The organism is Dolichospermum sp. LEGE 00240 (assembly GCF_015207875.1).
Taxonomy (GTDB): Bacteria; Cyanobacteriota; Cyanobacteriia; order Cyanobacteriales; family Nostocaceae; genus Dolichospermum; species Dolichospermum gracile.
Map to the genome: position 1 here is coordinate 1 of NZ_JADEVZ010000008.1, position 26,741 is coordinate 26,741.

The window sequence follows — 26,741 nt, forward strand, 5'->3', positions numbered from 1 at the left end:
CAAGCACTTAATATTTTTTGTCTTATATCAGTCGAATATGCTGCTGCCATATATCTCAATTATTTTCTTTTTTTTACATCTTTAAAGTTTACCATCTTTGTACCGCGTTTGATCTCAAACTGCTGTATGTCGAGATCAGGTTGATGTGAGTTCTATTTTTCGATATAACCACCAGCATAGGTAATGACGCAGATAGTTCTGTACTGTTTGTGAGAACCGTAAGCCACACCAGTTACCCGAAAAGATGGGTTAAAAATATTTGTTCGATGTCCACGAGAAGGTACACCATCATCAATTATTAGTTGCATGACAATATCTTGGGCTGTATTTGGTCCGTAACTAATGTTTTCCCCAGCGGTAGTTTGCCATTTACCATAACGACTGATGCGATCGCTAGGGCTACTACCATCACTACCATTATGACCTGTTGTTCCCTTTTCTCCTTGGTCTTTAGCATGATCTCGCGCACCTAAAGACATTCCTTTTGAGCCACGTAATGCACCAACGGGACGGACGGATTTTAAGAAATTTATGGCCTCATCAACAGGTTTTACACCTTCTTGGGTCATTAAATAGGTATTATGGGAAATTTTGACTTGATTTCCCTGAAACCGCTGTTTATAATTTTCTATAATAGGTATATATGAACGAGGATTGGTTCTGACTTTGTTAGTTTCAACAATTACTTGTTTTTCCAAGGTGGACAGATAACTTGTTTGTGCTAATAAAGTTTGACTATTTTTATCAGCAATCAGTGGCAGAGTAGATTCTGGATATTTTAGTAATTGATCAGCAAAAGTTGTTGCCAGCGTAATAGGTAATAATAGCAAAAATCCCAGGTGACGCATTCATAACCTCGTTTTCTTGTGGAATTATTGTAGTAGTGATCTTTTTGGATAACTACCTATTGCCTATTGTAATCTTCTTTGCTATTAAATGTAAAGTATGATTGGGCTAATATTTGATTTTTGAAATATATGTATGTAAGGTGGGAATCCCCCATTAATTTATTCTGACTACCGACTCCTACTTCAATAAAATAGGAATTGAGAAGCGAAAAGTTATCCTCATCACTTCTCATAAGACTACTCCTTACACTTACTGTAATTAGAACACTTAATTAATAAGTGCCACCTCTAGCTAAAGGTGCAGATTTATTGGCAATAACTATAAAACTAGTATAAATTATTGCCCAACTATCAAATTTTATGGTTTACCTTGCAATATTTCTTCTAGTTCTGTGAGTTTTACAGGTCCAGCAAAATTTGGACTGGTGATAATAAAAGATGGTGTACCACCTAATCCTAATTGTTGGGCTAATAATAGGTCTTTTTCGATGGATTTATTAGCTAATTTGCGATCATTGTCAAATTTTTTGAGGTTTAAATTGAGCTTTTTGGCAATATCTAAATATAAAGTTTCACCCAATTGTTTCTGATTGGTAAACAGGGCATCATGATATTCCCAAAACTTACCTTGTTTATATGCTGCCCAAGCTACTGTAGCTGCGGGTAATGCTTGATCATGAATTTGATAAAGGGGAAAATGTTTATAAACTAAGGTGAATTTATTCGGATATTTTGCCAATAAATCTTTGAGTGTTTGATGTGCTTCGGCACAATAAGGACATTCAAAATCTGAAAATTCTATCAATACCGTTTTTGATTTGGTTGCACCAATTGTGGGAGAATCACCAATTACGGATTGAGGATTTGCTTGAAAATTATTGATAAATTCTTGCCGTGATTTTTGGATATTCTGTTGCTGTTGCTGCTGATATGCTCCCACGGATTCAATAATGATTTCTGGGTGTTTGCGGATAATTTCTAGAACTTGTTTTTCTAGTTGGGGGTCTATTTTAGTCTCAGCTTGGACGGGAAGTGACCAGCTTAATATCAGACAGATCAAGCTAACAATTGCTAAATTGCGAAAATGAGTAAAAATTTTGAACATTTGTCAAAGGTAGATAACTAGCAATGTGATTTTATCAAGTAGCGGAGAAAACAGCATTAGTGTAATTTGGTTTCATGAGTCTTTGACGGTTGTAAAAATTATCTCTATGTCTTTTATAATTATCGGTATTATTGGTTTAAACTTGGCTGAATAGGGAAGAGGTAGAGGGTAGGGGGAAATAATTACCAACTGACAACTGACCACACTAAACCAGAAACTTGGATTAATACAAAAATAAATTATGAACAGTAAAATTTTGGCAATATCTGTATTTTTACTCAGTGTAAGCTTATCAGGTGCAGTTCAAGCTGCAAGTTATGAGGATATTAGGCAGTTATTAGCAAATAAAAAGTGTCCAAAATGCTTACTTGGTAACGCTGGATTGGTAATGGCTGATTTAGCTGGGGCAAATTTAAACGGTGCTAATCTTGTGGGTGCTAATTTAAGTCGGGCAAATTTAGCTGGTGCGGATTTGCGGGGTGCGAATTTAAGCGGTGCAAGTTTATTTGGTGTGAATTTAAGTGAGGCTAAACTCAGTGGTGCAAATTTAACTGGTGCTGATTTAAGAGATACCTATTTAATGAATGCTGAATTGAAAGGTGCGAATATTACAGGTGCAAATTTTCAAGGTGCGGTAGGAATACCTTCGCAAATTGCTAAATCAGAGGATTTTTATGCTTGGGGTGTAGCAGCGGCCCAAAAGGGAAATCTTAAACCAGCTATTGATTATTTTAGCCAAGCGATCGCTCTTAAACCAGATTATGCCGGCGCATATTTAGCCCGCGGTATTGCTAGTTATCAAAGTTTAGACAGACAAAAGGCCTTACAAGATGCTCAAATAGCAGCAGAATTATTTGAAAAAGAAAAAAATACCGAAGGACTAAAAACAACACAAGCTTTCATTACAGAATTAAAAACGCCTTACTCAGAAACAGTGAGTGCGGGTAAACCCAGCTTGATGGACTTTGTAGGGAATTTAGGTTCAGTCTTATTACAGTTTTTCCCCTTCTAGTCCCCATTTTATCCAGAAAATTAGGTTTTAAACCCTTTTCTAATTACTGAGGAACAAGTATTATTGTCAGTAGAGATATTCCGCAACTATCAGGATAATCATACTACTGACAAAATGGATATTAAGGATTTTCACAAAGCCACTAACCCCGCACGCACTCTGAAAGCGCGGAATGAAGAAGACCAAAAATGTTATATTGACTTTTCCGAAGTGCGTGGTGAGGATATCATCAGCACTCTTAAAGATAGTATTACAATTTGGAATCCAGATGAGCCTACCTGTAACCTATTTACTGGACATATAGGTTGCGGTAAATCCACAGAATTATTACGGTTGCAGGTAGAATTAGAAGCAGCAGATTTTTATGTTGTCTATTTTGAATCTAGCGAAGACCTAGAAATTACAGATGTAGATATTGCTGATGTATTTTTAGCTATTGCTAGTCGCATTAGTAAAAGTCTTGAGGAAATTGTTCTCGAAGAACCGAAAAAATTTCAGGAATTACTTCAAGGTGCATGGAATATTTTAAACTCTGAAGTTACAGGTGTTAAAGGTAAATTTGCTGGTCAAGATATTGGTTATACTGTTGACGGACAAAAATTATCTTTGTCATTGGGTATTGGGGAAATCACCACCAAAATGAAAAGTGATCCCACATTAAGAACCAAAATAAATCAATATTTAGCACCACAGAAAACAAACTTAATAAAAGCAATTAATCAAGAACTTTTAGAACCTGCCATTTCTAAACTTAAACAACAGGGTAAAAATGGTTTAGTTGTCATAGTTGATAACCTGGACCGCATAGAGAACACGGTTAAACCCTGGGGTCGCACACAACAAGAATATATATTTGTAGACCAAGGTGAATATCTAACTCAACTTAATTGTCATGTCATTTATACCATGCCTTTGGCTTTGAAATTTTCCAATGAATATGGCATACTAACTCAACGATTTCCAGAACGCCCGAAAATATTACCAATGGTTCCCGTTAAGTATTCAGATGGTAGCATCCATCAACAGGGATTAGAGCTAATGCGACAGATGATTTTAGCTAGAGCATTTCCTAATTTAGCCCCAGAAGACCGCTTAAATAAAATTACCGACATTTTTGATACTCCAGCAACTTTAGACCGTTTGTGTCAGGTTAGCGGTGGTCATGTGCGCGATATTTTAAAGTTATTAAACCCCTGGATTATGAAAGATAAAAAATTTCCTCTCCAGGGTAACACTTTAGAGCAGATTATTCGTGACCAACGTAACGACTTCTCATTAAGACTTTCTGCTGAAGAATGGCAATTATTACGTCATGTCAAAGAAACTAAGGAAGTTAGTGATGATTTAGGATATCAGAAATTAATTCGCAGTAGATTTGTCTTTGAATATCGAGATCAAGGTGAATTATGGTTTGATATCAATCCGATTTTAGCAGAATCGGAAAAATTGTCTGAATGAGGATTTTGTCAGAATCAGGATTTCCAGGATTAAAGGATTTGCAGGATTAATATTTTGTCAGAATCAGGATTTCCAGGATTTGAGGATTAATAGGATTAAGATATATTATCATAGCCCCCTCCTCGCAAGCGAGGAGGGGGTTGGGGGTGGGGTTCTTATATCTCAATTAACCAATTACAAAGTCAGAAGTTAGGGATCTTTCTTATCACAAATTAACACTATGACCAACTCACAACAACTAGAAGATTTAGCATGGTCTTTAGAAGCTTCTGCGGGAGAATTTAAGCTGATTTTGGCTAAGTGTAATTATATCAACTTACAAAATCAACTTATTCAAGAATTACAGAAAATATGTGAGATTGAAATTCAGATTTTACGGCTACAAACATCAGAAAGAACATTATATAATGCTATTCGAGAAGAATTTGATCAGGAAATTGCAGCATTAATGATTGTCGGTTGGGAATCATTACCGAATTTATCGAAAATGTTTAGTTCAGCTAATCAAATTCGGGAAGAATTTAGAAATAATTGTCCATATCCTGTAGTGCTATGGATTAATGATGCAATATATCAACAAATCATGGAATCTGCACCTGATTTAGAAAGTTGGGGGATTACTATCAATTTTTCTCTTCCTTTCGATGAATTAACTAATTTACTCAAATCAATGATAGATAAAGTATTAAATGATGATTTGAATGTAAATTTACAAGAATTTGAGTTAGCATTACAAGACTTACAAAAAAATGGTCAAGAGTTAGAACCAGAATTTGCAGCTAATTGTAATTTTTTAAAAGGATTTATTGCATATAACAAAAAACAATTAGATACAGCTATTAATTACTATCAACAAAGTTGGGATTTTTGGCAAACAACGGATAATTTAGAAATTCAAGGGAAAATACTTTATAATCTGACAATTTGCAATTATGAAAAATTAAGACCTAACCCCCCAGCCCCCTTCCCTAGCAGGGAAGGGGGAGAAATAATAATTTGTATTCAACGAACATTAGAAAAGTTTAAAAATGCTCAACGTCTTGATTTAATTGCTGAGTCTTTATCAAAATTTGGGTTAATTCTGCAAGATTTACAAGCATGGGAACAATTAAAAGAATTATCTCAACAAGCTTTAGAAATACATCAAGCTGAAAATAATATCTTGAAAATAGCGGAAGATTATATATTTTTAGCAACAGCTAATTTTGAACAATCAAATTTTTCAGAAGCAGACAAAATTGCTAATCAAGGGATAGGGGTAATTCATGAATTACCCCCACTAAATTATTATCGTCAAAGTCTATTTTTGATTCTAGCACAAGCTCAAGAAAAATTACAACAACATGAACAAGCAGTTAGTAATTTAAAATTGGCTAAAGATATGGGGGTTATCAATAATCAACCAAAGCTGTATGTTAAAATTCTCAATCTTTTACAAAAACTATTATTTCAAAAAACAGAATATTTAGAAGCTTTTAACACCAAATTAGAATCTCGTTCTATTGAACAACAATTTGGTTTGCGGGCGTTTATTGGTGCAGGTTGGTTAAAACCAGCAAAAAATACAAATCTAAATGTAGAGACGTTCCATGGAACGTCTCTACAAACAAATTACGGAACGTCTCTACAAACAAATCAAACCATTAAAAAAGAAAATATTTCTCCTGAAATTGAGGCATCTGGGCGGAAAATAGATGTAGATGAATTACTAGCAAGAATTGGTAGAACTGATAAAAAAATCATTGTTATTCATGGACAGTCAGGAGTTGGAAAAAGTTCTCTAGTTAATGCTGGGTTAATTCCTGCATTGGAAAATAGGGCTATCGGGTTTAAAGATAATTTACCTGTGACAATTAGAGTTTATAATAGTTGGTTTACAGAATTAGCAAAACAACTATTAGATGTATTACCAGCGAAATTCAAACCAGCAGAATTAAAATTAGATACTCAAGAAGAGTTTATTTTAAAACTGGTAGAAATTGAACAAAGAAACCTGAGAACAGTGTTAATTTTTGACCAATTTGAAGAATTTTTCTTTGTGTGTCCTGACGATAAAGCCAGAACAGAATTTTTTAAGTTTTTAGGGAAATGTCTAAATCATAAAAATATTGGATCTTTGCGAATAATTTTATCTTTGCGGGTAGATTATTTACATTTTTTATTAGAATGTGATGAAATCCCCGACATGAATATTGTTGGTGATGGTATTTTGAGTAAAAATGTCCTATACAAATTAGGAAATTTAACACCAGACAATGCTAAAACTACTATTGAGAGTTTAACTAAAAAAACAACTTTTCAGTTAGAACCTGATTTAATTAACCGACTGGTAGAAGATTTAGCAGGAGAAGTAGGTTCAGTTCGTCCCATTGAATTACAAGTTGTGGGGGCGCAATTAGAAACAGAAAATATCACCACATTAGCAGCATATCAGCAAATTGGTAACAAACAACAATTAGTTAAACGTTATTTAGGGGAAATAGTCAATGATTGCGGTAAGAAAAATCAAGAACTTGCGGAATTATTACTTTATTTTCTGACAGACGAACAAGGAACAAGACCGTTAAAAACTAAGGCAGAATTAGAAGAAAATTTACAATCATTATTAGAACGAGATAAAACCGAAGCTGAGAATAACTTAGATTTAGTATTAGAGATATTTGTCAAATCTGGTTTAGTGGTGTTGTTACCGGAAAATCCCTGTGAACGTTATCAATTAGTTCATGATTATCTGGCTTTGTTTATTCGCCAACAACAAGAACCGAAATTAAAAGCGGTGATAGCAGAACTGGAACAGGAAAAACAACAAAGAAAAATTGGTGAAGCTAAACTCAATCGCTTTCTCAAAATTGCCCTAGCAGGTTCAGTGGCCGCAGGGGTAGCATTGACCTTGTTAACAGTCACAGCTTGGAATGCTGCAAAGAGGGCAGAAACTCAAAAACAACAAGCTGATATTAATGCAATTCAAGCCTTAACTAAATCCAGTGAAGCCCAGTTTGCCTTACAAGACACCGGAAACGCTTTAATAGAAGGCTTGAAGGCTGGTGGAAAACTTAAACTCGCATCTTGGGCAAAATCTGATACTCAAGTACCAGCGATAGCAGCATTAAGGCAAGCGGTATATTTGCAGCGTGATGAAGAGAAGGAAAAACGAGCCTTAGCAGTTAATACCCTGAAAGGTCATGAGAGTGAGGTCAATAGTGTGGGATTTAGCCCCGACGGACAACAATTGGCTTCTGGGAGTCGTGACAAGACGATCAAAATCTGGGACGTGACCACAGGGAAAGTCCTGAATACCCTGAAAGGTCATGAGGATTCGGTCTGGAGTGTGGGATTTAGCCCCGACGGACAACAATTGGCTTCTGGGAGTCGTGACAACACGATTAAAATCTGGGACGTAACCACAGGGAAAGTCCTGAATACCCTGAAAGGTCATGAGGGTTCGGTCATTAGTGTGGGATTTAGCCCCGACGGACAACAATTGGCTTCTGGGAGTCGTGACAAGACGATCAAAATCTGGGACGTAACCACAGGGGAAGTCCTGAATACCCTGAAAGGTCATGAGAGTACGGTCTATAGTGTGGGATTTAGCCCCGACGGCAAACAACTGGCTTCTGGGAGTAATGACAACACGATTAAAATCTGGAACGTGACCACAGGGAAAGTCCTGAATACCTTCAAAGGTCATAAGGGTTATGTCAATAGTGTGGGATTTAGCCCCGACGGCAAACAACTGGTTTCTGGGAGTTCAGACAGCACGATCAAAATCTGGGACGTAACCACAGGGAAAGTCCTGAATACCCTGAAAGGTCATGAGAGTTTGGTCTGGAGTGTGGGATTTAGCCCCGACGGCAAACAACTGGCTTCTGGGAGTTTTGACAAGACGATCAAAATCTGGGACGTGACCACAGGGAAAGTCCTGAATACCCTTCCTTCGGAACGCTACGCTAACAAAGGTGATGAGGGTTCGGTCTCTAGTGTGGGATTTAGCCCTGACGGCAAACAACTGGCTTCTGGGAGTTTTGACAAGACGATCAAAATCTGGGACGTAACCACAGGGAAAGTCCTGAATACCCTGAAAGGTCATGAGAGTACGGTCTATAGTGTGGGATTTAGCCCCGACGGCAAACAACTGGCTTCTGGGAGTTTTGACAAGACGATCAAAATCTGGGACGTGACCACAGGGAAAGTCCTGAATACCCTGAAAGGTCATGAGAGTTTGGTCAATAGTGTGGAATTTAGCCCCGACGGCAAACAATTGGCTTCTGGGAGTTTTGACAAGACGATCAAAATCTGGGACGTAACCACAGGGAAAGTCCTGAATACCCTGAAAGGTCATGAGGATTCGGTCTGGAGTGTGGGATTTAGCCCCGACGGACAACAATTGGCTTCTGGGAGTTTTGACAAGACGATCAAAATCTGGGACGTGACCACAGGGAAAGTCCTGAATACCCTGAAAGGTCATGAGGATTCGGTCTGGAGTGTGGGATTTAGCCCCGACGGAAAACAATTGGCTTCTGGGAGTTTTGACAACACGATTAAAATCTGGGACGTGACCACAGGGAAAGTCCTGAATACCCTGAAAGGTCATGATAGTTGGGTCTATAGTGTGGGATTTAGCCCCGACGGACAACAATTGGCTTCTGGGAGTTTTGACAAGACGATTAAAATCTGGGACGTGACCACAGGGAAAGTCCTGAATACCCTGAAAGGTCATGATAGTTCGGTCTATAGTGTGGGATTTAGCCCCGACGGCAAACAACTGGCTTCTGGGAGTGAAGACAAGACGATTATTTTATGGGATTTGGATTTAGATAATTTAGTCATCAGTGGTTGCAGTTTACTGAATAATTATTTGATTGGTAATCCTCAAGTGTTGGCAGAATTAAAGGATTGCCAAACTCCATCTCGGTTATTATTAGCAGCAACGGTGTTAGTTATCCAAGGTGAGAACTTAGCAAAAAATGATGATATAAATGGGGCTTTAGCTAATTTCCGCCAAGCGAAAGAATGGGATAAGAATTTACAATTTGACCCTCAAGCAAAGGCAAAGGAGTTTGCTAAGAAGGGATTTTAATTGTCTGAATCAGGATTTTCAGGATTATGGGATTTTCAGGATTTATTTTTTGGTTTGAGTTGGAATTTTTTGGATTTTAAGGATGTGGAGGATTTATATGAAGTTGGATGAGATAACATATAGGGTTAATGGTTGTGCGATGAAGGTACATAATACTCTGGGTAATGGTTTTCAGGAGGTTATTTATCAAAGATGTTTGGAAATTGAGTTGAAAAGGGCGGGTTTGAATTTTGGTCGGGAGGTGGAACAAGTTATTTATTATGATGGCATTGATGTGGGTACGCGCAGGGCAGATTTTCTGGTGGAAGACCAGGTTATTGTGGAGTTGAAGGCGCTGATCAATTTGGAGGATGTGCATTTATCACAGGTGAAAAATTATGTTGTCGCTTATGATTTCCCTGTGGGGTTGCTGATTAATTTTGGTGCTGTTAGTCTTCAGTTTAAAAAGGTATTTAATCCTAAATATAAAGGTGTTTTTGTCTGAATCAGGATTTTCGGGATTATGGGATTTTCAGGATTTTAATTGTCTGAATCAGGATTTTCAGGATTAAAGGATGTACAGGATTTATTTAATTCATCCGTCTTTATCTGCGTTTATCAGCGTTTATCAGCGTTTAATAAATCCAAAAATCTGATTCTATGCAGCTACATCTTAATTTGGTATAAGGAATACTGAAGACTAAGCAACAATAGATAGTAAACAAGGAAAAAAGATGTCGGAAAATCTTAAAAGTAAAGCTATCACACAAGGGGTACAGCGATCGCCTAATCGTGCCATGCTGCGGGCTGTAGGTTTTCAAGATGAAGACTTTAACAAAGCCATAGTCGGTATAGCCAACGGTTACAGCACCATCACCCCTTGTAACATGGGGATTAATAAACTGGCACAAAGGGCAGAAGCCGCAGTCAAAACCGCCGGTGCCATGCCCCAAATTTTCGGGACAATTACTGTCAGTGACGGGATTTCCATGGGAACAGAAGGGATGAAATACTCCCTAGTATCACGGGAAGTCATCGCTGATTCCATTGAAACAGCCTGTAGCGCCCAAAGTATGGACGGTGTATTAGCAATTGGTGGTTGTGATAAAAATATGCCTGGGGCAATGTTAGCAATGGCGCGGATGAATATCCCTGCTATCTTTGTCTATGGTGGAACAATCAAACCCGGACATTATGAGGGTAAAGACTTAACCGTTGTCAGTTCCTTTGAAGCCGTTGGTCAATACAGCGCTGGCAAAATTGACGAAAATGAACTGTTAGCTGTTGAACGGGGTGCTTGTCCCGGTGCAGGGTCATGTGGTGGGATGTTTACAGCCAATACCATGTCTTCAGCATTTGAAGCAATGGGCATGAGTTTACCCTATTCCTCCACCATGGCTGCAGAAGACCCAGAAAAAGCCGACAGTACGGAACAATCTGCTCAAGTTTTAGTGGCAGCCATTCGCAAGCAGATATTACCTCGGACAATCATCACCCGGAAATCTATTGAAAACGCCATATCTGTAATTATGGCTGTGGGTGGTTCTACCAATGCCGTATTGCATTTTCTAGCGATCGCCCGCGCTGCTGGAGTAGAATTAACCATAGACGACTTTGAAACCATTCGCGGTAGAGTTCCCGTCATTTGTGATTTAAAACCCAGTGGTAAATATGTCGCCACAGACTTACACAAAGCCGGCGGCATTCCCCAAGTCATGAAAATGCTTCTGGTTCATGACTTACTGCATGGAGACTGTATCACCATTTCCGGGCAAACCGTCGCCGAAGTATTAGCAGACATCCCCGCCGAACCACGTCCAGACCAAGACGTAATTCGTCCCTGGCATAACCCCATGTATGCCCAGGGACACCTAGCCATTCTCAAAGGCAACCTCGCCACGGAAGGGGCAGTAGCCAAAATTACCGGAGTCAAAAAGCCCGTCATTACCGGACCAGCCAGAGTATTTGAATCCGAAGAATCCTGTTTAGATGCCATCTTAGCCGGAAAAATCATCGCCGGTGATGTCATTGTGATCCGTTACGAAGGACCAAAAGGTGGACCCGGCATGCGGGAAATGTTAGCCCCCACCTCCGCCATTATTGGTGCTGGTTTAGGAGACTCCGTAGGCTTAATTACCGACGGACGTTTCTCTGGTGGTACTTACGGCATGGTAGTCGGCCACGTTGCCCCAGAAGCGGCTGTAGGTGGTGCGATCGCCCTAGTAGAAGAAGGTGATAGCATTACCATAGATGCCCATAATCGTCTGTTGCAACTGAATATATCAGATGCAGAATTAGCCACCCGTCGCGCCAATTGGCAACCACTACCACCCAGATATACCAAAGGCGTACTGGCCAAATATGCCAAACTGGTATCTTCCAGCAGTGTAGGTGCAGTCACAGATTTAGACCTGTTTGCTAATTAGAATTATACCAGATACCCGACTTCTTAAAGAAGTTGGGTAATTGAATAAAATTAATTTTGAAAATAGCATCTCTTCCTTCTTACTCTCCGTGTCCTCTGCGCCTCTGTGGTATGGCTAACGCCACGCTTCGCTATCGTTATCTTGAATATTTTCAAGCCTATGCAGCTAAATCCAACCTTACCAGACAAAGTTACCCAACATTGGCAAATAGTAAAAAATGGTGTTTATAATTTCACCCAATCTGTACAACAAAAAGCCACACAAACAACAGATAACACTAAAGCTTATTTAGAAAATCATTGGCAAAATGTCGAGAAAATTACTGACAATACATCAGAAGTAATCCAAAAAAATATTAATACTACTATTCATGATTTCTTATCACAATATCCCTGGTTTTTCCAAATATTAGAAATATTCACATGGGGAATAAATCACCCAGTCAGAGGCGTAGTAATTTTATTATTTACAATTGCTGTACTTTGGAGTATTATCAAAGCAATTGTTAAAATTATAGAAACGGCTAGTTGGTCAATTTTTAAAATTCCTTTTATATTATTCCAAAAAATATTAAAATCTCTTTGGATAAAATTTGCTAGATTCGGAATTTTCCCAATTAGAAAAACTCACAGTAAACAACAAAGGTTAGCCGAAATTTCCCAGCGTTTAGAAGTTATTCACAATGAACAACAAGCACTATTACAAGAAGCTGCAAAACTCATGAAAATTCCCTCTGCGTCAGAAAAGTACGAATTAAATGAACCACAAAGACACGAAGAAAGAAAAGAAGAACAGAGTTAATCTTAAAATCTTTATGTGCATCTGCGTTTATTTGCATTCATCAGCGTTCAATTCTTAAACCCTTATATAGTAAAAAAAAGACTAACGGTAAGGAGACATCTGTTTAATTATCTCATCTTCTGCACCAGATACAAACTTAGCAAACCGCACAGCTAAAGGAGGAACAAAGATAAAAGGACTATTGAAACCAGAAAATATATGCAATCCTGAAAATTCAGAAATAGCACCAATTAAAGGTAATTTATCCTGAGTAAATGCAACTAAACAATGATGCCATATTCCTGGTAAATTTCCTAAACTTGGTAATATTTTTGTAATACTTTCTCGTAACCATTGTTCACTTGCTGCTGAATTAATTTCCGCTTGTGGATTTGTTAGAACTCGGCTAACTTGACCTAAGCGTAAACTACCATCAAGAAATTGCACCACACCAGCATCTAAAATAGGTGGTACTATTTCATAATCTGGATTATCCCATAATTCATCAATTTGAGTAGATTCTACTTCTAATTGATATCTTTGCAAATTTGCTGGTGATACTAAGGTGTGTAATTGCATATCTAGAGGAGGTGTTTCAATGATTTCTGCATGGGAAAAATATATTTTCGTAGCAATACCCATTGATTTGAGTAATTTACGAGTAATTCCCCCAGCACAAATCACAACATTATCACTATTAAAAGTAGTGGTATTTGTTTTCACACCTGTACATTTTTTTGTGGGAGTAGTGATTAATTCTAAAAATTTCCCCAATTGAATTTCTCCTCCTAAATTTACCATAGCTTGAATGTAAGCTTGGGTAGTTTTTTCCGGGTGAATATGACCATGTTTAACAGTTAATGCACCAGATATGACTTGAGGATTTAATAAAGGTTCTAATTCACAAGCTTCTTGAATAGTAATTAAACGTGGAGGAATCAAAACTTCTTGATAGGATTGAACCATGATTTCGGGATTCATATCTACAGGAATAGTCATCAATAAATCTAATTCCCGAAATTGAGTATCTGCATTTAATTCCTGTGACAAAATCCGATGACGAGTAATACCTTCCTGACATAATTGTTGTGTAATTGGTGTTTTTCCTGACCAAAAACTAATTCCTCCATAACTATAACCAGTAGCATTTTGAGATATTTCATATTGTTCTAACAAAAGTACAGAAAATCCGATTTTTGTTAGTTCATAAGCAAGTGCAGCACCAGTAATTCCCGCACCGATAACAATCCAATTATAGGTTTTCATTTATTTTAATGAAAGTAAAAATTCTTTTGTTAGAAATTCATCAGCGATTTTTCCATCAGTAGGTAAATATATGCACACTTGAATATCTAACTCTTTTAAAAACTTGCACATCAAGGGTCCAACATCTTGCCATTGCAAATTACCAAGTCCACAACCCAAAGCCGGCATTGCTAAAGATTTTATACCTTGTTGTTTGTAATTATCCCGGATCCATTTTAGTCCTTCTTCAATTCCTTGGATATCAGCATTATTTTTCCAATGTTGTTTAGTAGGAAATAAAAGAAACCATGTTTCTCCATTTTCATAAGGTAAGGATGTTGTTTCTTCTGCTAGTTGATTAAAGATTGAAGATTCGCGCTTGTGTAATTTAGGTTTACCCATTTGTAATATTTTCTTTTTACACAAATCCTCATAATGAACATACATATCTGGAAATCTATATTTAGCTGTTGATGCTAGTCCTTTACCCATCACTCCCACACAGTTTACACTGATAGTAAGTGTTTGCATCCTAGAGAAAAACATATCCCCTTCTACTAGAGAAACTGTGTTTGTTAATGCTATTCTATTTGAAGGTAAAAAGAAAATATTTGGTTCTATACTTACTGGTGGTTTAACTAAATTTTTATATTCAGAATTTTGTATGACTTCTTCTAATTTTTTAGCCGTATTTTCTTTTGGTACATAAATAGCTTGAATTAAATCAGGTGTAACTGTATTAGGGACTAAACATTCAGCCATTATTTTTCTTTTTGTCCCATCTTCATCTTTCCACCATTCAATATCTATACCTTTGATTATTTCACTAATAATCTCTTTTTCTTTATAGCTAGTAGCTGGTAAAATTTGAGATATGTTACTAGCTGCATTTCCAGTGGTTATAAAAGCACCTTGACGACCTAATATCCCCGGTTGTATTGATAAAACAACTATTCCATAATCTTTATTTTCATTTATGACCCTATATAACATTGGGTTTCTTGGTTGAAAATAGAAATTTGCATATTCCCATAAGCTTTTACCATCTGGTGTTAATTTATGACTACGGTTTGTAACGATTTGCTGATCATATACAGGTGTAGGTTGAATATTTTCTTTTTCAATAAGTGCATGAGATAATATTCCTCTCTTAAGAATAGATGGAACATTATTGATATGTGTTATATAGTACAAGCTATCAATTGTTTTTTTGCGTTTCATTATCATAAAGTTTAGATTTTAATGTTATTATTATAGTATTTTTTACAACAATATTGCAATCCGTAAAATCAAGAGTTCATTGTAGGGTGTTACTATCAATTGTACACGGTAACAGGTGACAGGTTGCAGGTGACAGGTGACAGGTGACAGGTGACAGTTTCTGATAAAAATCCGCTAAACCCTTATTAATAAATGGTTTTAGCTTTATTTAGCAAGCCCTAAATGATATGAACACCTGTTGTTCCAACAATGCTGCAACCCGTAAAATTAAAGCTTCATTATAGGGTGCTGCTTTTGCATAACTTTTTCTATTTAAAACTTTTTAACCACGCTCTAATTACGTTATGATGTGCTATGGTTTGCTAGGGCTTACTTTGGTTGGCGTAGTTAGCGCCTGTATAACCTGTGGCCACCCAAATAATTGCCCTAGCACCATCCCGAATAGATTTTTGAATCGGTTCTGGTGAATTTTCTGAAGGAACTGATACCGGTTTAAAATTCATGCCTCGACTACCCAAAACAATTTCACCAACGATGCAAGCACGACGCATATGGAAATCAGATGTGATTAAATAAACACTTTTGATTCCCCGAGATTGTAATTCGTCCACTGTCGTAGTAAAATTAGTAACTGTATCTACAGCTTCATAGTCTAAATTTAAACGCCGGGGATCAACTCCTGCATTGGCAAATATTTTTTTAGTATGCTGAGGTGGACTGCCTCCAGAAATCCAAATAGGTATATTGGGATATTGGCGGGCTAATTTGGCTGTAAACTTTTCTCTTTCTAGTAAGCGAGTAGAACCGCCTAAAACTAATATTGCTTGTGGTTGGACAAATTGGTTTTGTACTGCTTTGCACCCCCACCAGATAAATAAGGGGAGGAGGCAAACCATAACTCTCACAGATTTCCCTGTCAAAATTAGCTTATTCAAGGCTTGATAAGTATGTCTATTCGGACGAGAATTTTCTTTAACAATCAGTACCATGATGCATAAGGATGATGGTTAGTATAAGTTTTTGCGAAGTATGCCTAAAAAGAAGTTGGTAACTTTGCAGTCATAGTAACTGAATCCACGTCGCTGTAATTTCTGCCATATCCTAAACTATCTGAGAAAATTAATCAAAGGTGTCTTACCACTCATTGACAACATAATTTTCAGGTTTACTATAAGACTTAACACGCCTAAGAATTTTAATTAGTGTAACTGCTTGCTATATGTGACAATGATTTATTTGTTTTCACAAACATAATTCTCAATTCTTAATGAATACAATCAGGAAAGAATACATAAATCTTTATATTTACCCTACATTCCGCACTTCATTTTGTAGTATAGACATGAGTGTAATAAGTAACAGAAACAGCTTAAATATAAACACATAACTAATTTGGCAATAAATATAGACAGTAATATAAAAATTGCCAACAAATTGAAATTAATAAGGTATTGACAATAAATTCAGAAGAAAAAATGAGAAAGTGAGTCTGAATGAAATCAAAATACCAAAAAATATGAATTACCAAAAAGAAGAATTTGAGAGTAAAAACTTAGATCACTTAGGAATAATAGATGAGATAGGAATAGTAGAAAAAATTAATGAGATAAGTGGTCACGCAAAATTAATTACATATTCTTCTCCAAATTGGCGAATGACTTTCTCTACATAATTAACTAAATTATCCCAACATTGATAGGCATCTATTTCTATCCATTCATATTTCATAAATTTCCAAAGAATCTCAATTAAGTTTAACTGGGGAGAATAGGTTGATAGGTAAAATATTTCTAGATTTTTCTGCCGCCATTCTTCCTCTTTCTCCTTGATTTTTTTACTTGTATGATAATTCCTACGGAGCGCTTCGCTATCGCTTTGCTGGTCGTAGGTATTGCTTTTCACTATAACTAGCAACTTGGGTTACTATTGTTCGAGAGATTTTGCTCCCACAGAGCCAAGAGAAACAAGATCGTCTTCACCATCAATGGTAAAACTGCTGGGCAACTTTAGCCCCAGTCCCATCATTCTGATTGCAAAAAACAAAGATAAAGCCAGCCATAAAATATGGTTGCTCTGAAAATTATAGGCGACAAAAATTGTCGGTACAAATCCCAGTATAAAAGCGGCTAAACTGGCATTCCGCAGGGTATGCCCTTGTGCTAAACCCAAAAAGTATCCATCCAAAATCCAAGCCAATGAACTGCACAACAATACAAGTACTAACCAGGGAATATAAATATTAATATGCTCTGTAAGTTCCTTATGGTCGGTTAAAAAGCCAAAAACAGTCTGAGGAAATAGCCAACATACTCCGCCGAAAGAGAGTGCCACTAGCAGCGCAGTTTCAACAGAGACACTGGCCAATGGGATTAACTGCTGTGAAGCTCCTTTCCCTTTAGAGTTGCCGACCAGTGCTTCTGTCGCAAATCCTAGTCCTTCAACAAAATAGCCACATAGGATGAATATCTGTAAGAGCAACGCATTTTCAGTATAATTATTACTTCCCATCCCTACCCCCTGATAGTTAAAAATTAAGACAGCAAAAATCAAACAGCAATTGCTGAGAAAGATATTTGCATTGAGGGTTAAGGTAGATCTGATTGCCGAGAATTCCCAGATTTTGCTAACTACCGATTTTACCTCTTGCCAGTTGAGTTCTAAGCAGAAAAAAATTAATCCCAGCAACAGGGTCAGATACTGACTGATAGCATATGAGAGTCCAGCCCCTGTACTTGCCCATTCCCACTGGAAAATCAAGAGGTAATCGAGTGCGATCTTGGCAAGGTTGCCAACCACAGCGAACAATACAACCAATCCATTTTTTTCCTGTCCTAGAAACCAACCCATCAGGACAAAGTTGAGCAAGACTGCAGGAGCTGCCCAAATTTGGGTGTAAAAATAGGCAAGACTCGAAGCTTTGACCTCTGGGACAACGTTGAGAAGACCAAACCCCAGCTCTGCCAAAGGATACTGGAAGAGTAAGAGTGCCAGACCCAAAGTCAGCGCAATCAAATTATTACGTAGTACTACTAACAGCAAAGCCTCTGGGTCATTTCTGCCTACTGCTTGAGCTGTTACCCCAGTGGTACCCATTCGTAAAAATGATAAGATGAAGTAGAGGCTATTTAGCAAGTTTGTAGCCAAGGCGACTCCAGTTAAGTCATGAATTTCGTCAAGATGTCCCAAAAAGCTGATACTGATCAAACCAGCCAGTGGGGTCATGATATTGGATATGATGTTGGTGATCGCTAGTCGAAAGAAGCGAGGGAGGAATTCATAATCGCTAGGGAGCATTAGGTTCATAAATTAACTCAAATTGCTAGTTGACGCAAGTTGCGCGAGTTTTAGTTTTGGAGTGTGGCAAAGGAAAAGTACTTAGAGGATGTTTGGAAATACGGAGAGTACCAGATTTACAGCCTGAAAATATACATTAATGGCACGGAGTTGAATGGAAAATTTAGGCTTCGAGACTATTGATCGAGTATAAAATAGCCCTGATGAGGTAATAAGCTATACTTTCCAAACATCCTCTTAGCAACTTACGTTAGTTAGTCAAAGCTCTACTATACTATACTCTAGGTGTTGCTGAATTCAGGTATGAAAGTTTAGGGGACGGGGGATGGGGAGATCAGGGGAAACGCATCTAAATTATCTGGTTTAACCCGTAATCAAATGTGAATAGTAAGCTTGGATCAATTGTGTCTCTAAACCATGACAAACGATGTCCGTACCTACCAATCCATTCAGGGTATTCTGACAGTCCAACTGAGGCAGATATTCCCCAAAAGCCATCTTCTCAGCAAACATCGGCAAAAATGGGTGTAAAGCATTTTCTGGGTGATTTTCGGCATGTTCAATCAGATGTGAGCGCCACTTATCAGCTGGAATTAGCTCTAGGGAGTACCCCAAAGAGCAGATTGAATTAAACAGTTCACGCCAAGTAATTATTTGTGGATTCACTAAATTAAATACCTTTTTTAGGGATTCTTTTTGCCGCGATAGATGAACAATTGCCCTGCTAATATAGTCTACAGGAGTCCAGTCAATGATTGTCTCCAGTTCCGGTGCTATTCCCATTTGAATACAACTTTTGATGATTGCCCACATCATTTGATTCGGATTAGGAATACCTGTTTTTTGATTGCCAATAATTTCTCCAGGTCTGTAAATACATACAGGAAGACCGCGATCGCGAGCCTGCGTCACCAAATTTTCTGCCACCCATTTACTCTGACCGTAGCCCAACGCCCGCTCTAAACGTGAGTTGTAGATCGGGGGATCTGATTCTCGAACCAATTTAGCTTGTGAATAAATTGTAGCGATAATCGCGTAACTAGAAATATAATGTACAGGCTTTACTTTGTTTTGAAAAGCCAATCTCAAAACTTCCTGAGTTCCCAGAACATTTGCTGGCTTCAGCATGGAGTAGGGATAAACAAAATTAACCCATGCACCGTTGTGATAAATTACATCAATCTGATTAGCAAGGGTGTAAAACTGTTGCTTGTCAAGACCTAAATGTTCAGCGGATAGATCGCCGATAACAGGAAGAATTCTGCCGTGGTAATTTCCATTCCATAATCCAGATGATTCTAGCTTGCGTTGAATCCGCTGCTTGCCTTCATCAAGGTTAGCAGAACGAACCAAGCAGTAAATATTTGCTGAAGTTTGTTTGAGGAGTTCGTCAAGTAAATAAGTACCAATGTATCCTGTAGCCCCCGTCAACAAAATAGCATCTGGGTTAGTAATAAACTCAATCGGGAATGTTTCAGGATGAATGCTAGAATCTAGTACCGCTTCAGCCTTCAAATCGATCGCCTTATTTGTGACAATAGCATTGGTAGTTTTCTGCTGACGTAGCGTAGAGATAGCACTTGCAAGTCCAGCCACAGTGGGTGAGTCTAACAAGCAATCCAATGATATATCTACACCGGTCGTTTTGCGGACCTGAGAGATGAGTTGGACCGCCATTAGGGAGTCTCCTCCCAAATCAAAAAAGTTATTCTCAATTCCCATTTGCTCAACTCGGAAAAATTGCTGCCAAATTTCGGTAATCGTTTGCTCTAGCTGGTTGCGGGGAGCCACGTAAGCATTGCTAAACTTCCTGCGCGGTTGTGCCAGTTGAGATAGATCTTCTGAGGCTGATTCTTTTAGAAAACCCAGGAGAGCAGAGACAGAGTTTTGCTGAAAAACAGACTCTAAATCTCGTGTCGATACAATCACCTGATGTAGATTACTTGCCAAAATTCGTTGAAAAACATCTACACCTTCAGTAGGTAATAACCCTTCATTCAGGTGTTTGAGAATTACGTTTTTAACTTCAGATTGCTGTTGATGCTCATTAGCAGCAAAAGATTGACTACTCCGAACAGTTCCAGTTCCTTTGAGAGCATTTCCACCCTCAGTAATCAGAGATTTTACCGCTGCTTTATTCTCCAGCGATACCACAACCTTGCCAATATGTTTAGCTCGTGCCATATAATCAAAAGCACTAGCTACTTCAGTAATCGGAAATACCTGCTGCGGTAGCGGACTAAGATTACCATCTTGGAAGTAGCGAACAACTTCCCGCAAGATGGAATTAAAATTAGGGAGGTTTGGCTCTACGGTAATGGCAAAAAACGATAAGTTGTTGTCAAAAGGTCGCAAACCCAACTGACTATTCTCATAGATATCCCGTTTCCCGATTTCTAGAAAGCGTCCGTAGGGTGCTAGCAGCGCAAGGCTCTTGGGTATAAATTCCCCATTTAAAGAGTTCAATACTACGTCCACACCTTTGCCATCAGTGCGTTTCATTACTTCATCGGCAAAAGCCAGAGATCTGGAATCCATAATATGCTCAATGCCAAGATTATGTAGAAATGCTCTTTTTTCTGGTTTACCTGCTGTAACAAAGATTTCTGCACCTAGCATCTGAGCAATTTTCACTGCGGCTAACCCAACACCCCCAGCAGCAGCATGAATGAGAACTTTTTCGCGCTGAGAAAGTCTGGCTAATTTCACTAAAGCATAGTAGGCAGTCATAAAAGCTACCGGAATTGTTGCCGCTTCCTCCGCACTCAAATGAGCGGGTTTAGGGGCTACCAATTTGGACGCAGTAGTTGTAAATTGGCTATAGCAGGAAGAGCCAAAGGCAATCACTTCATCTCCGATCTGAAATTCCTCAACTCCTGCTCCTAGTGAGACAATCTTTCCTGCACATTCCCAGCCAAACTGTTTAGGTGTATCAGATTGAATAGAAAGCATCCCTAGTGCGAGCAGGACTTCCTTAAAGTTAATACCAGTGGCAGAAACTTCAATTTCTACTTCACCAGGTCGAGGTTTCTGGCGGGTGGTAGGCTGAAATGTTAATGTCTCTAACAAACCTGGCGATCCTATCTCTAAGGAGAAGTTTTCGGGTTCAGCAGTAGACTGGTTTTGATTTTTACTGCCAAGTTCGGTGCGCTCTATGCTTCTGATAAGTAAGTCTTCAATTTCAACAATTACTCTTCCTTGTTCATCAGCGATCGCTATGTTAAATTTCAGGGTTTTTCCCTCCGAGTGATGATTTTCTTCGCACTTAATATAGCTATAAAACTTGGCAGGCAAAGCTGCTTTGATTCTCAGTCTTTTATAAGAAAATGGCAGATAATCACCACCATGTTTTAAGCTCATAAAACTGGTGGCTGTATCCAATAAGGCTGGATGGAGCTTATAGGTCTTAAGATCGGCGGCAAATGCTGCTGGCAACTCCAAGTAGGCAAACCCCTGATTTTCGCCAAAATTTAATTGCTGTAGGCTATCCCATCGAGGTCCAAACTCCATGATTTCCTCATGATTTTTTGGGTTTAATATTTTTTCCTGACACTGGTTTTCCCACTGTTTTACTTCAAATTTTTCTGGCGATTCTGCCTCGATAGAGGTAATTTTTCCGATCGCGTGTTGCTGCCATCCTTCGTCAGCGGGATCTGGGCTGACAATCGAAAATTCAAAATTACTTCCTTGTTTGTTAATAATTGTCCGAACTTCTTTTACTTCATTCTCACCGACTACCAAGGGATTCAGAAAATATACGTCTTGGATTTCAATACAGCCGCCATTAGCGTGAGCTTCAAAAGCAGATCGGGCCATTTCTAAATAAGCTGTTCCTGGTAGTGTTGGTTTACCTAAAACTCTATGTTCATCCAAAAGCCAGTGTGTGGAACCGCTCAAATTTGTAACATATATCTCTCGATCTTCCTCAACTATACATTTGTGGAATAAAGAATCGGTCACTTTTTTGATTTCAGGAATCTGAGTCGATCTGTCTCCTGTCTGCTGTTTTGCTGCCGCTACTGCCATCCCAACTTCTTGCCAAGTATCCCAGTTAATTGATACGGTAAAAGTGCCATCTTTGGCGGTTTTATAGTGGGCAAAAGCGTTCAGAAAGGCATTCGCCGCACAGTAGTCTACTTGTCCGAATAGAGGCAGGATCGCAGTGATTGATGAGCAATTTACAAAGAAATCAAGTTGAATATCTTTGAAGAGTGTATCGAGTACCAGTGTCCCCTTCACTTTGGAATCTAGAACACGTTGTGCCATTGCTCGTGTTTTCCATTGAATCACTCCCCCACCAGGAACACCAGCGGCGTGGATGATGCCATGAATTTGACCCCATCGCTCGCTCGGTAGAGCGAGCGCAGTTTGCATTTGTTGTCGATTAGCAACATCGGCGTGGGCGATCGCTACTTCTGTTCCTAGAGATTGCATCGCCTGCAATTTCCGAATCTTGGAGCTTGTAGCATCTTGCTCATCGTGAGTGTCCAGCCATTGGTCCCATTCATCTGTGGAAGGAAAAGCGGAACGGGTAGTTAGAATTAGTTTAGCCCGAACAGTCTGTGCCAGATATTCTGCTAGGGTCAGACCAATTCCCCCCAATCCACCAGTGATGAGATAGACTCCCTTTTCCCTGAAGCGGGAGGCAAGAAGAAGTGCGGAGGCACAATCTGGCTCCGGTTCTCTTGCCTTTAATTTTACTGGTTCAAAGGTTTGCACCCAGCGATCGCTGTCTCGATAGGCAATAATTGAGTCAGATGGTTTGGTTGCAATTTCTAATAAGATTTGGTCTCTGAGTTGCTCCGATCCTGTACCCAATTCGGACAGCACAATATCAATGCTGCTACAGCTAATGTGAGAATATTCTATCGGAATGATTTGACACGGACCCAACACAGTTGCTTGTTCTGGGCATAACAGATCAAAGTCGGTAACATTCTGCATATTGTTTGTTACTACCGCGATGTGGATCTCATCACTAATTTGCTGTTTGCCAATTGCTTGTGCTAGAAATAGCAGACTATAAAATCCTCGATTCTGAGACGTTTCCACCCAATCGAGTTCTGAGTTTTTCTGTTCTTTAGGCGCAACACTCCATAAATGAAGGATAGTTTTGGGAAGTAAATTTTCGGCGATTAATTCTTTAAGCAAGGCATCATAATCATCTCTTTGTTGGGGATTAAAGAGATAATTGCGAGGCTCAATCCTGGTAAACTGAGAGCCAACTCTAACGCTGACCACTTTATTATGACCTTTCAGTTCCAGAGCTTTTACCAATTGAGAACCCAAACCACAGTCATCTATAAACACGAGAGTGCAGGCACCAAACTCGATCTCATTTGGTTTAAATGAAATCGGCGATCGCCGCCACGATGGGGCATAGAACCAGTCAGCAATATCTGGCTTTTTGCCTAATGTAAGTTGTGGGGTTTTGACAGTATCTTTGTTATTGTTTTCGACTAACTCATTCAGTTGTGAAGAGGGAGAACTCGGTGCCAAATTTTTTTCAATCTGCTGGACTTTGCCCTTGGGCTTGACCTGTTGGGGCGGTTCGAGCCAGTACCGCTGCCGTTCAAAAGGATAAGTGGGCAAGGGGAGGCGATAATGCTGCTTATGGGTATAAAATCTTAACCAATCTACCTCTACACCAGCTACCCAAAGCTGACCCAATGTACTTAATAAACAGCTTAGATCTGATTGGTTTTCTTGGGGATGGGGTAGCGAAGTAAGTATAATTTGCTCGGCACGTCGATCTGGATGTCGTTTTACCAATCTACTCAGCGTCCGCCCTGGACCTACTTCTAGCAAGATTTGGTCTGGTTTGGCACAAAACTGTTGCACGCCTTCGGCAAAGCGGACTGTTTGCCGGAGATGCTGTGCCCAATAACTGGGATTTGTGGCTTCTGCCGCTGTAATCCAAGTACCAGTAAGATTAGAGATATAAGGAATTTTTGGAGCCTGAAGGTTAACTTTTTCAACTAATTCAGTGAAGGGTGCCAAAATGGGTTCCATCATCTGTGAATGGTAGGCATGGGAGGTATGTAAGCGGCGACACTCCAGACCTTTGACAGCTAACTGCTTCTCTAATTCCGCGATCGCTTCGGTCGTTCCTGACACTACACAATCCGCTGGGGAGTTAATTAGTGCCACCTCTAAGGATAACTCTGGTACACGCCCATCCAGCAGCAGTTGCAGTTCTGGTGCGGTGAGGGGAACGGCAAGCATTGACCCTTTTGGCATTGACTGCATTAATTTACCCCGTGCTGCTACCAGAGCTAGTGCATCTGCTAAGGAGAAAACGCCAGCAATAGTTGCCGCTACATATTCGCCAATGCTATGACCGATCGCAGCCACCGGAAGAATCCCCCACTCCATCCATAAGTGTGCGAGGGCATATTCGATGACAAATAATGCAGGCTGAGTAATGGCAGTTTCTTGCAGGGAATAGTCGTCTTGTTCCTCTTCCTGATTAGGGTAAAATACATCTCGGAGGTCAAAGCCTAAATGAGATTCTAACAGTTCGCAGCACAGATCGACCTGTTCGCAAAATATCGGCTCGTTCTCGTAAAGTTCCCGCCCCATATTCACATATTGAGAACCCTGTCCCGAAAACATAAATATAACAGGTCGTTTCTTAATATCCTGTAATTCATTGATAAAAACTCGTTTTGATTCGAGGGTAGTCAGAGTAGAAACTGCTTCGTCAACACTGGAACAAACAACGGCTAGCCGATGATTGAAAGCCTTCCGACCGATGCTTAGAGTGTAAGCTACATCAGCTAAATTAAGATCGGGATTTTCCTTTAAGTGTGCGGCTAAATTTTTAGTAGCAGTATCGAGTGCAGATCTGGTTTTAGCAGATATTAATAATAACTGACTTTTTAATTTTAACTGCGGGCATTGAGCGACAACATTTTTACTTTTGACTGTCTCAAGAGGAGCTTCTTCTAAAATTATATGAGCATTTGTACCACCGAAGCCAAAAGAACTCACTCCAGCGCGTCTTGGAGTACCGTTTCTTTTCCATTCCGACAATTGGCTATTGACGTAGAAAGGGCTATTGGCGAAGTCAATTTGAGGATTTGGTTTTTCAAAGTGGAGGCTGGCAGGAATTAATTGATGTTTTAGAGCCAACACTGTTTTGATCAAACCAGCTATACCAGCCGCCGCCCCTAGATGTCCGACATTTGTTTTTACTGAACCGATCGCGCAGAATCCCTTTTTATGGGTACTAGCACCAAATGCTTTAGAGAGTGCGGCAATTTCAATCGGATCTCCAATTGCTGTTCCCGTGCCATGAGCTTCTATATAACTGATAGTTTCGGCATTAATTCCAGCTACAGCGTGAGCTTCGGCAATTACTTCGGCTTGACCTTCGACACTGGGAGCGGTGTAGCTTACTTTTAAATTGCCATCGTTATTAATGGCAGAACCTTTAATAATGGCATGGATGTAATCTCCATCGGCGATCGCATCTTGCAATCGCTTGAGCAGTAAAACTCCCACGCCATCGCCAAAAAATGTTCCCTGTGCCTTCGCATCAAAGGCGCGGCAATGCCCGTCAGGAGAGACAATCATCCCCTGCTGATACATATAGCCAGCTTTATGTGGCAGCAGCAGAGAAATTCCACCAGCTAAAGCCATGTCGCACTCGCCATTTAGCAAGTTCTGGCAGGCTATATGAACAGCAACCAAGGAAGTAGAACAGGCGGTTTGAACATTAACTGAAGGGCCTTTCAGATTGAGTTTATAAGAAACCCGTGTTGGCAAATAATCTTCATAATTGCCAATCATTATTTGAGTGCCGAGGGCTGAGTCTATTAAATAACGACCTGATGAATTATAGTTAGGATGAACATTATTGAGCAAGTAAACATTCATCCCTGCTCCTGCGTAAACACCAATTGCAGAGTCGCTGATTTCAGGATTATAACCAGCATTTTCCAATACTTCCCAAGCGCACTCCAAAAATATCCGCTGTTGTGGGTCAGTTAATTCAGCTTCTCTGGCACTAAATCCAAAGAAAGCAGCATCAAATCCGCTGATGTCTGATAGCATCGAACCAATTTTTACGTAGTGCGGATCGTTTACCAAAACTGAGTCTATACCTTCTGATAGAAGTTCTTCCTCAGAAAAACTACAAGTAGATTCCACTCCACTTTTTAAATTTTGCCAAAATTCATCAATATTTTTAGCGCCTGGAAAGCGTCCAGACATACCGATAATTGCTAGGGCTGATTTATCAATTGAATCGGTTGAATAATCTGTGTTCATTTGTTTAATATTTTTTTACTGA

General features: G+C 39.2%; 13 protein-coding genes and 1 pseudogene. 6 read left to right on the forward strand and 8 right to left on the reverse strand.

Annotation, left to right across the window (positions count from 1 at the left end):
* Nucleotides 1-152: 152 nt before the first annotated feature.
* Both IQ226_RS04155 and IQ226_RS04160 read right to left on the reverse strand, forming a co-directional pair.
* Nucleotides 153-848 (reverse strand): CAP domain-containing protein, encoded by a 696-nt coding sequence (locus IQ226_RS04155; protein WP_193892479.1) that lies wholly within the window; start codon nucleotides 846-848, stop codon nucleotides 153-155.
* 358 nt (nucleotides 849-1,206) lie between these two features.
* Nucleotides 1,207-1,953: a DsbA family protein gene (locus IQ226_RS04160; RefSeq protein WP_193892483.1), complete on the reverse strand. Its 747-nt coding sequence runs from the start codon at nucleotides 1,951-1,953 to the stop codon at nucleotides 1,207-1,209.
* A gap of 241 nt (nucleotides 1,954-2,194) precedes the next feature.
* On the opposite strand from IQ226_RS04160, the gene IQ226_RS04165 reads away from it, so the two are divergent.
* From IQ226_RS04165 to IQ226_RS04190, 6 genes are all read left to right on the forward strand, one after another.
* Nucleotides 2,195-2,965, forward strand: a complete 771-nt coding sequence (locus IQ226_RS04165) for a pentapeptide repeat-containing protein (RefSeq protein WP_193892486.1) — start codon at nucleotides 2,195-2,197, stop codon at nucleotides 2,963-2,965.
* Between the two features lie 114 nt (nucleotides 2,966-3,079).
* Complete coding sequence (locus tag IQ226_RS04170; protein ID WP_193892693.1) at nucleotides 3,080-4,423, forward strand: AAA family ATPase; 1,344 nt, start codon at nucleotides 3,080-3,082, stop codon at nucleotides 4,421-4,423.
* A 220-nt stretch (nucleotides 4,424-4,643) separates the two neighbouring features.
* Nucleotides 4,644-9,500 carry a ribosome assembly protein 4 gene (locus IQ226_RS04175; protein ID WP_193892489.1) on the forward strand — a complete coding sequence of 1,619 codons (4,857 nt, stop codon included), beginning with the start codon at nucleotides 4,644-4,646 and terminating at the stop codon, nucleotides 9,498-9,500.
* A 97-nt stretch (nucleotides 9,501-9,597) separates the two neighbouring features.
* Nucleotides 9,598-9,984, forward strand: coding sequence for a GxxExxY protein (locus IQ226_RS04180; protein WP_193892491.1), 387 nt, complete (start codon nucleotides 9,598-9,600; stop codon nucleotides 9,982-9,984).
* 229 nt (nucleotides 9,985-10,213) lie between these two features.
* Nucleotides 10,214-11,905, forward strand: coding sequence for a dihydroxy-acid dehydratase (ilvD, locus tag IQ226_RS04185; RefSeq protein WP_193892493.1), 1,692 nt, complete (start codon nucleotides 10,214-10,216; stop codon nucleotides 11,903-11,905).
* 159 nt (nucleotides 11,906-12,064) lie between these two features.
* Nucleotides 12,065-12,706, forward strand: a complete 642-nt coding sequence (locus tag IQ226_RS04190) for a hypothetical protein (protein ID WP_193892495.1) — start codon at nucleotides 12,065-12,067, stop codon at nucleotides 12,704-12,706.
* Between the two features lie 81 nt (nucleotides 12,707-12,787).
* Here IQ226_RS04190 and IQ226_RS04195 read toward each other — a convergent pair whose 3' ends face one another.
* The 6 genes and pseudogenes from IQ226_RS04195 to IQ226_RS04220 all read right to left on the reverse strand — a co-directional run bounded on the left by IQ226_RS04195 (nucleotide 12,788) and on the right by IQ226_RS04220 (nucleotide 26,719).
* Entirely contained in the window at nucleotides 12,788-13,951 is a 1,164-nt protein-coding gene (locus IQ226_RS04195) for an FAD-binding oxidoreductase (protein ID WP_193892497.1), read from the reverse strand.
* The gene (locus tag IQ226_RS04200; RefSeq protein ID WP_193892499.1) at nucleotides 13,952-15,151 is read right to left on the reverse strand and encodes a DarT ssDNA thymidine ADP-ribosyltransferase family protein; all 1,200 of its coding nucleotides are present in this window, start codon (nucleotides 15,149-15,151) and stop codon (nucleotides 13,952-13,954) included.
* Between the two features lie 362 nt (nucleotides 15,152-15,513).
* Nucleotides 15,514-16,047 (reverse strand): YdcF family protein, encoded by a 534-nt coding sequence (locus tag IQ226_RS04205; RefSeq protein ID WP_193892695.1) that lies wholly within the window; start codon nucleotides 16,045-16,047, stop codon nucleotides 15,514-15,516.
* A gap of 718 nt (nucleotides 16,048-16,765) precedes the next feature.
* Nucleotides 16,766-16,996, reverse strand: a pseudogene (locus IQ226_RS04210) (transposase); the annotation flags it as partial.
* Nucleotides 16,997-17,074: 78 nt separating this feature from the next.
* Nucleotides 17,075-18,454 carry a guanitoxin biosynthesis MATE family efflux transporter GntT gene (gntT, locus tag IQ226_RS04215; RefSeq protein ID WP_193892501.1) on the reverse strand — a complete coding sequence of 460 codons (1,380 nt, stop codon included), beginning with the start codon at nucleotides 18,452-18,454 and terminating at the stop codon, nucleotides 17,075-17,077.
* Between the two features lie 354 nt (nucleotides 18,455-18,808).
* Nucleotides 18,809-26,719, reverse strand: a complete 7,911-nt coding sequence (locus tag IQ226_RS04220) for a type I polyketide synthase (protein WP_193892504.1) — start codon at nucleotides 26,717-26,719, stop codon at nucleotides 18,809-18,811.
* Between the last annotated feature and the right edge of the window lie 22 nt (nucleotides 26,720-26,741).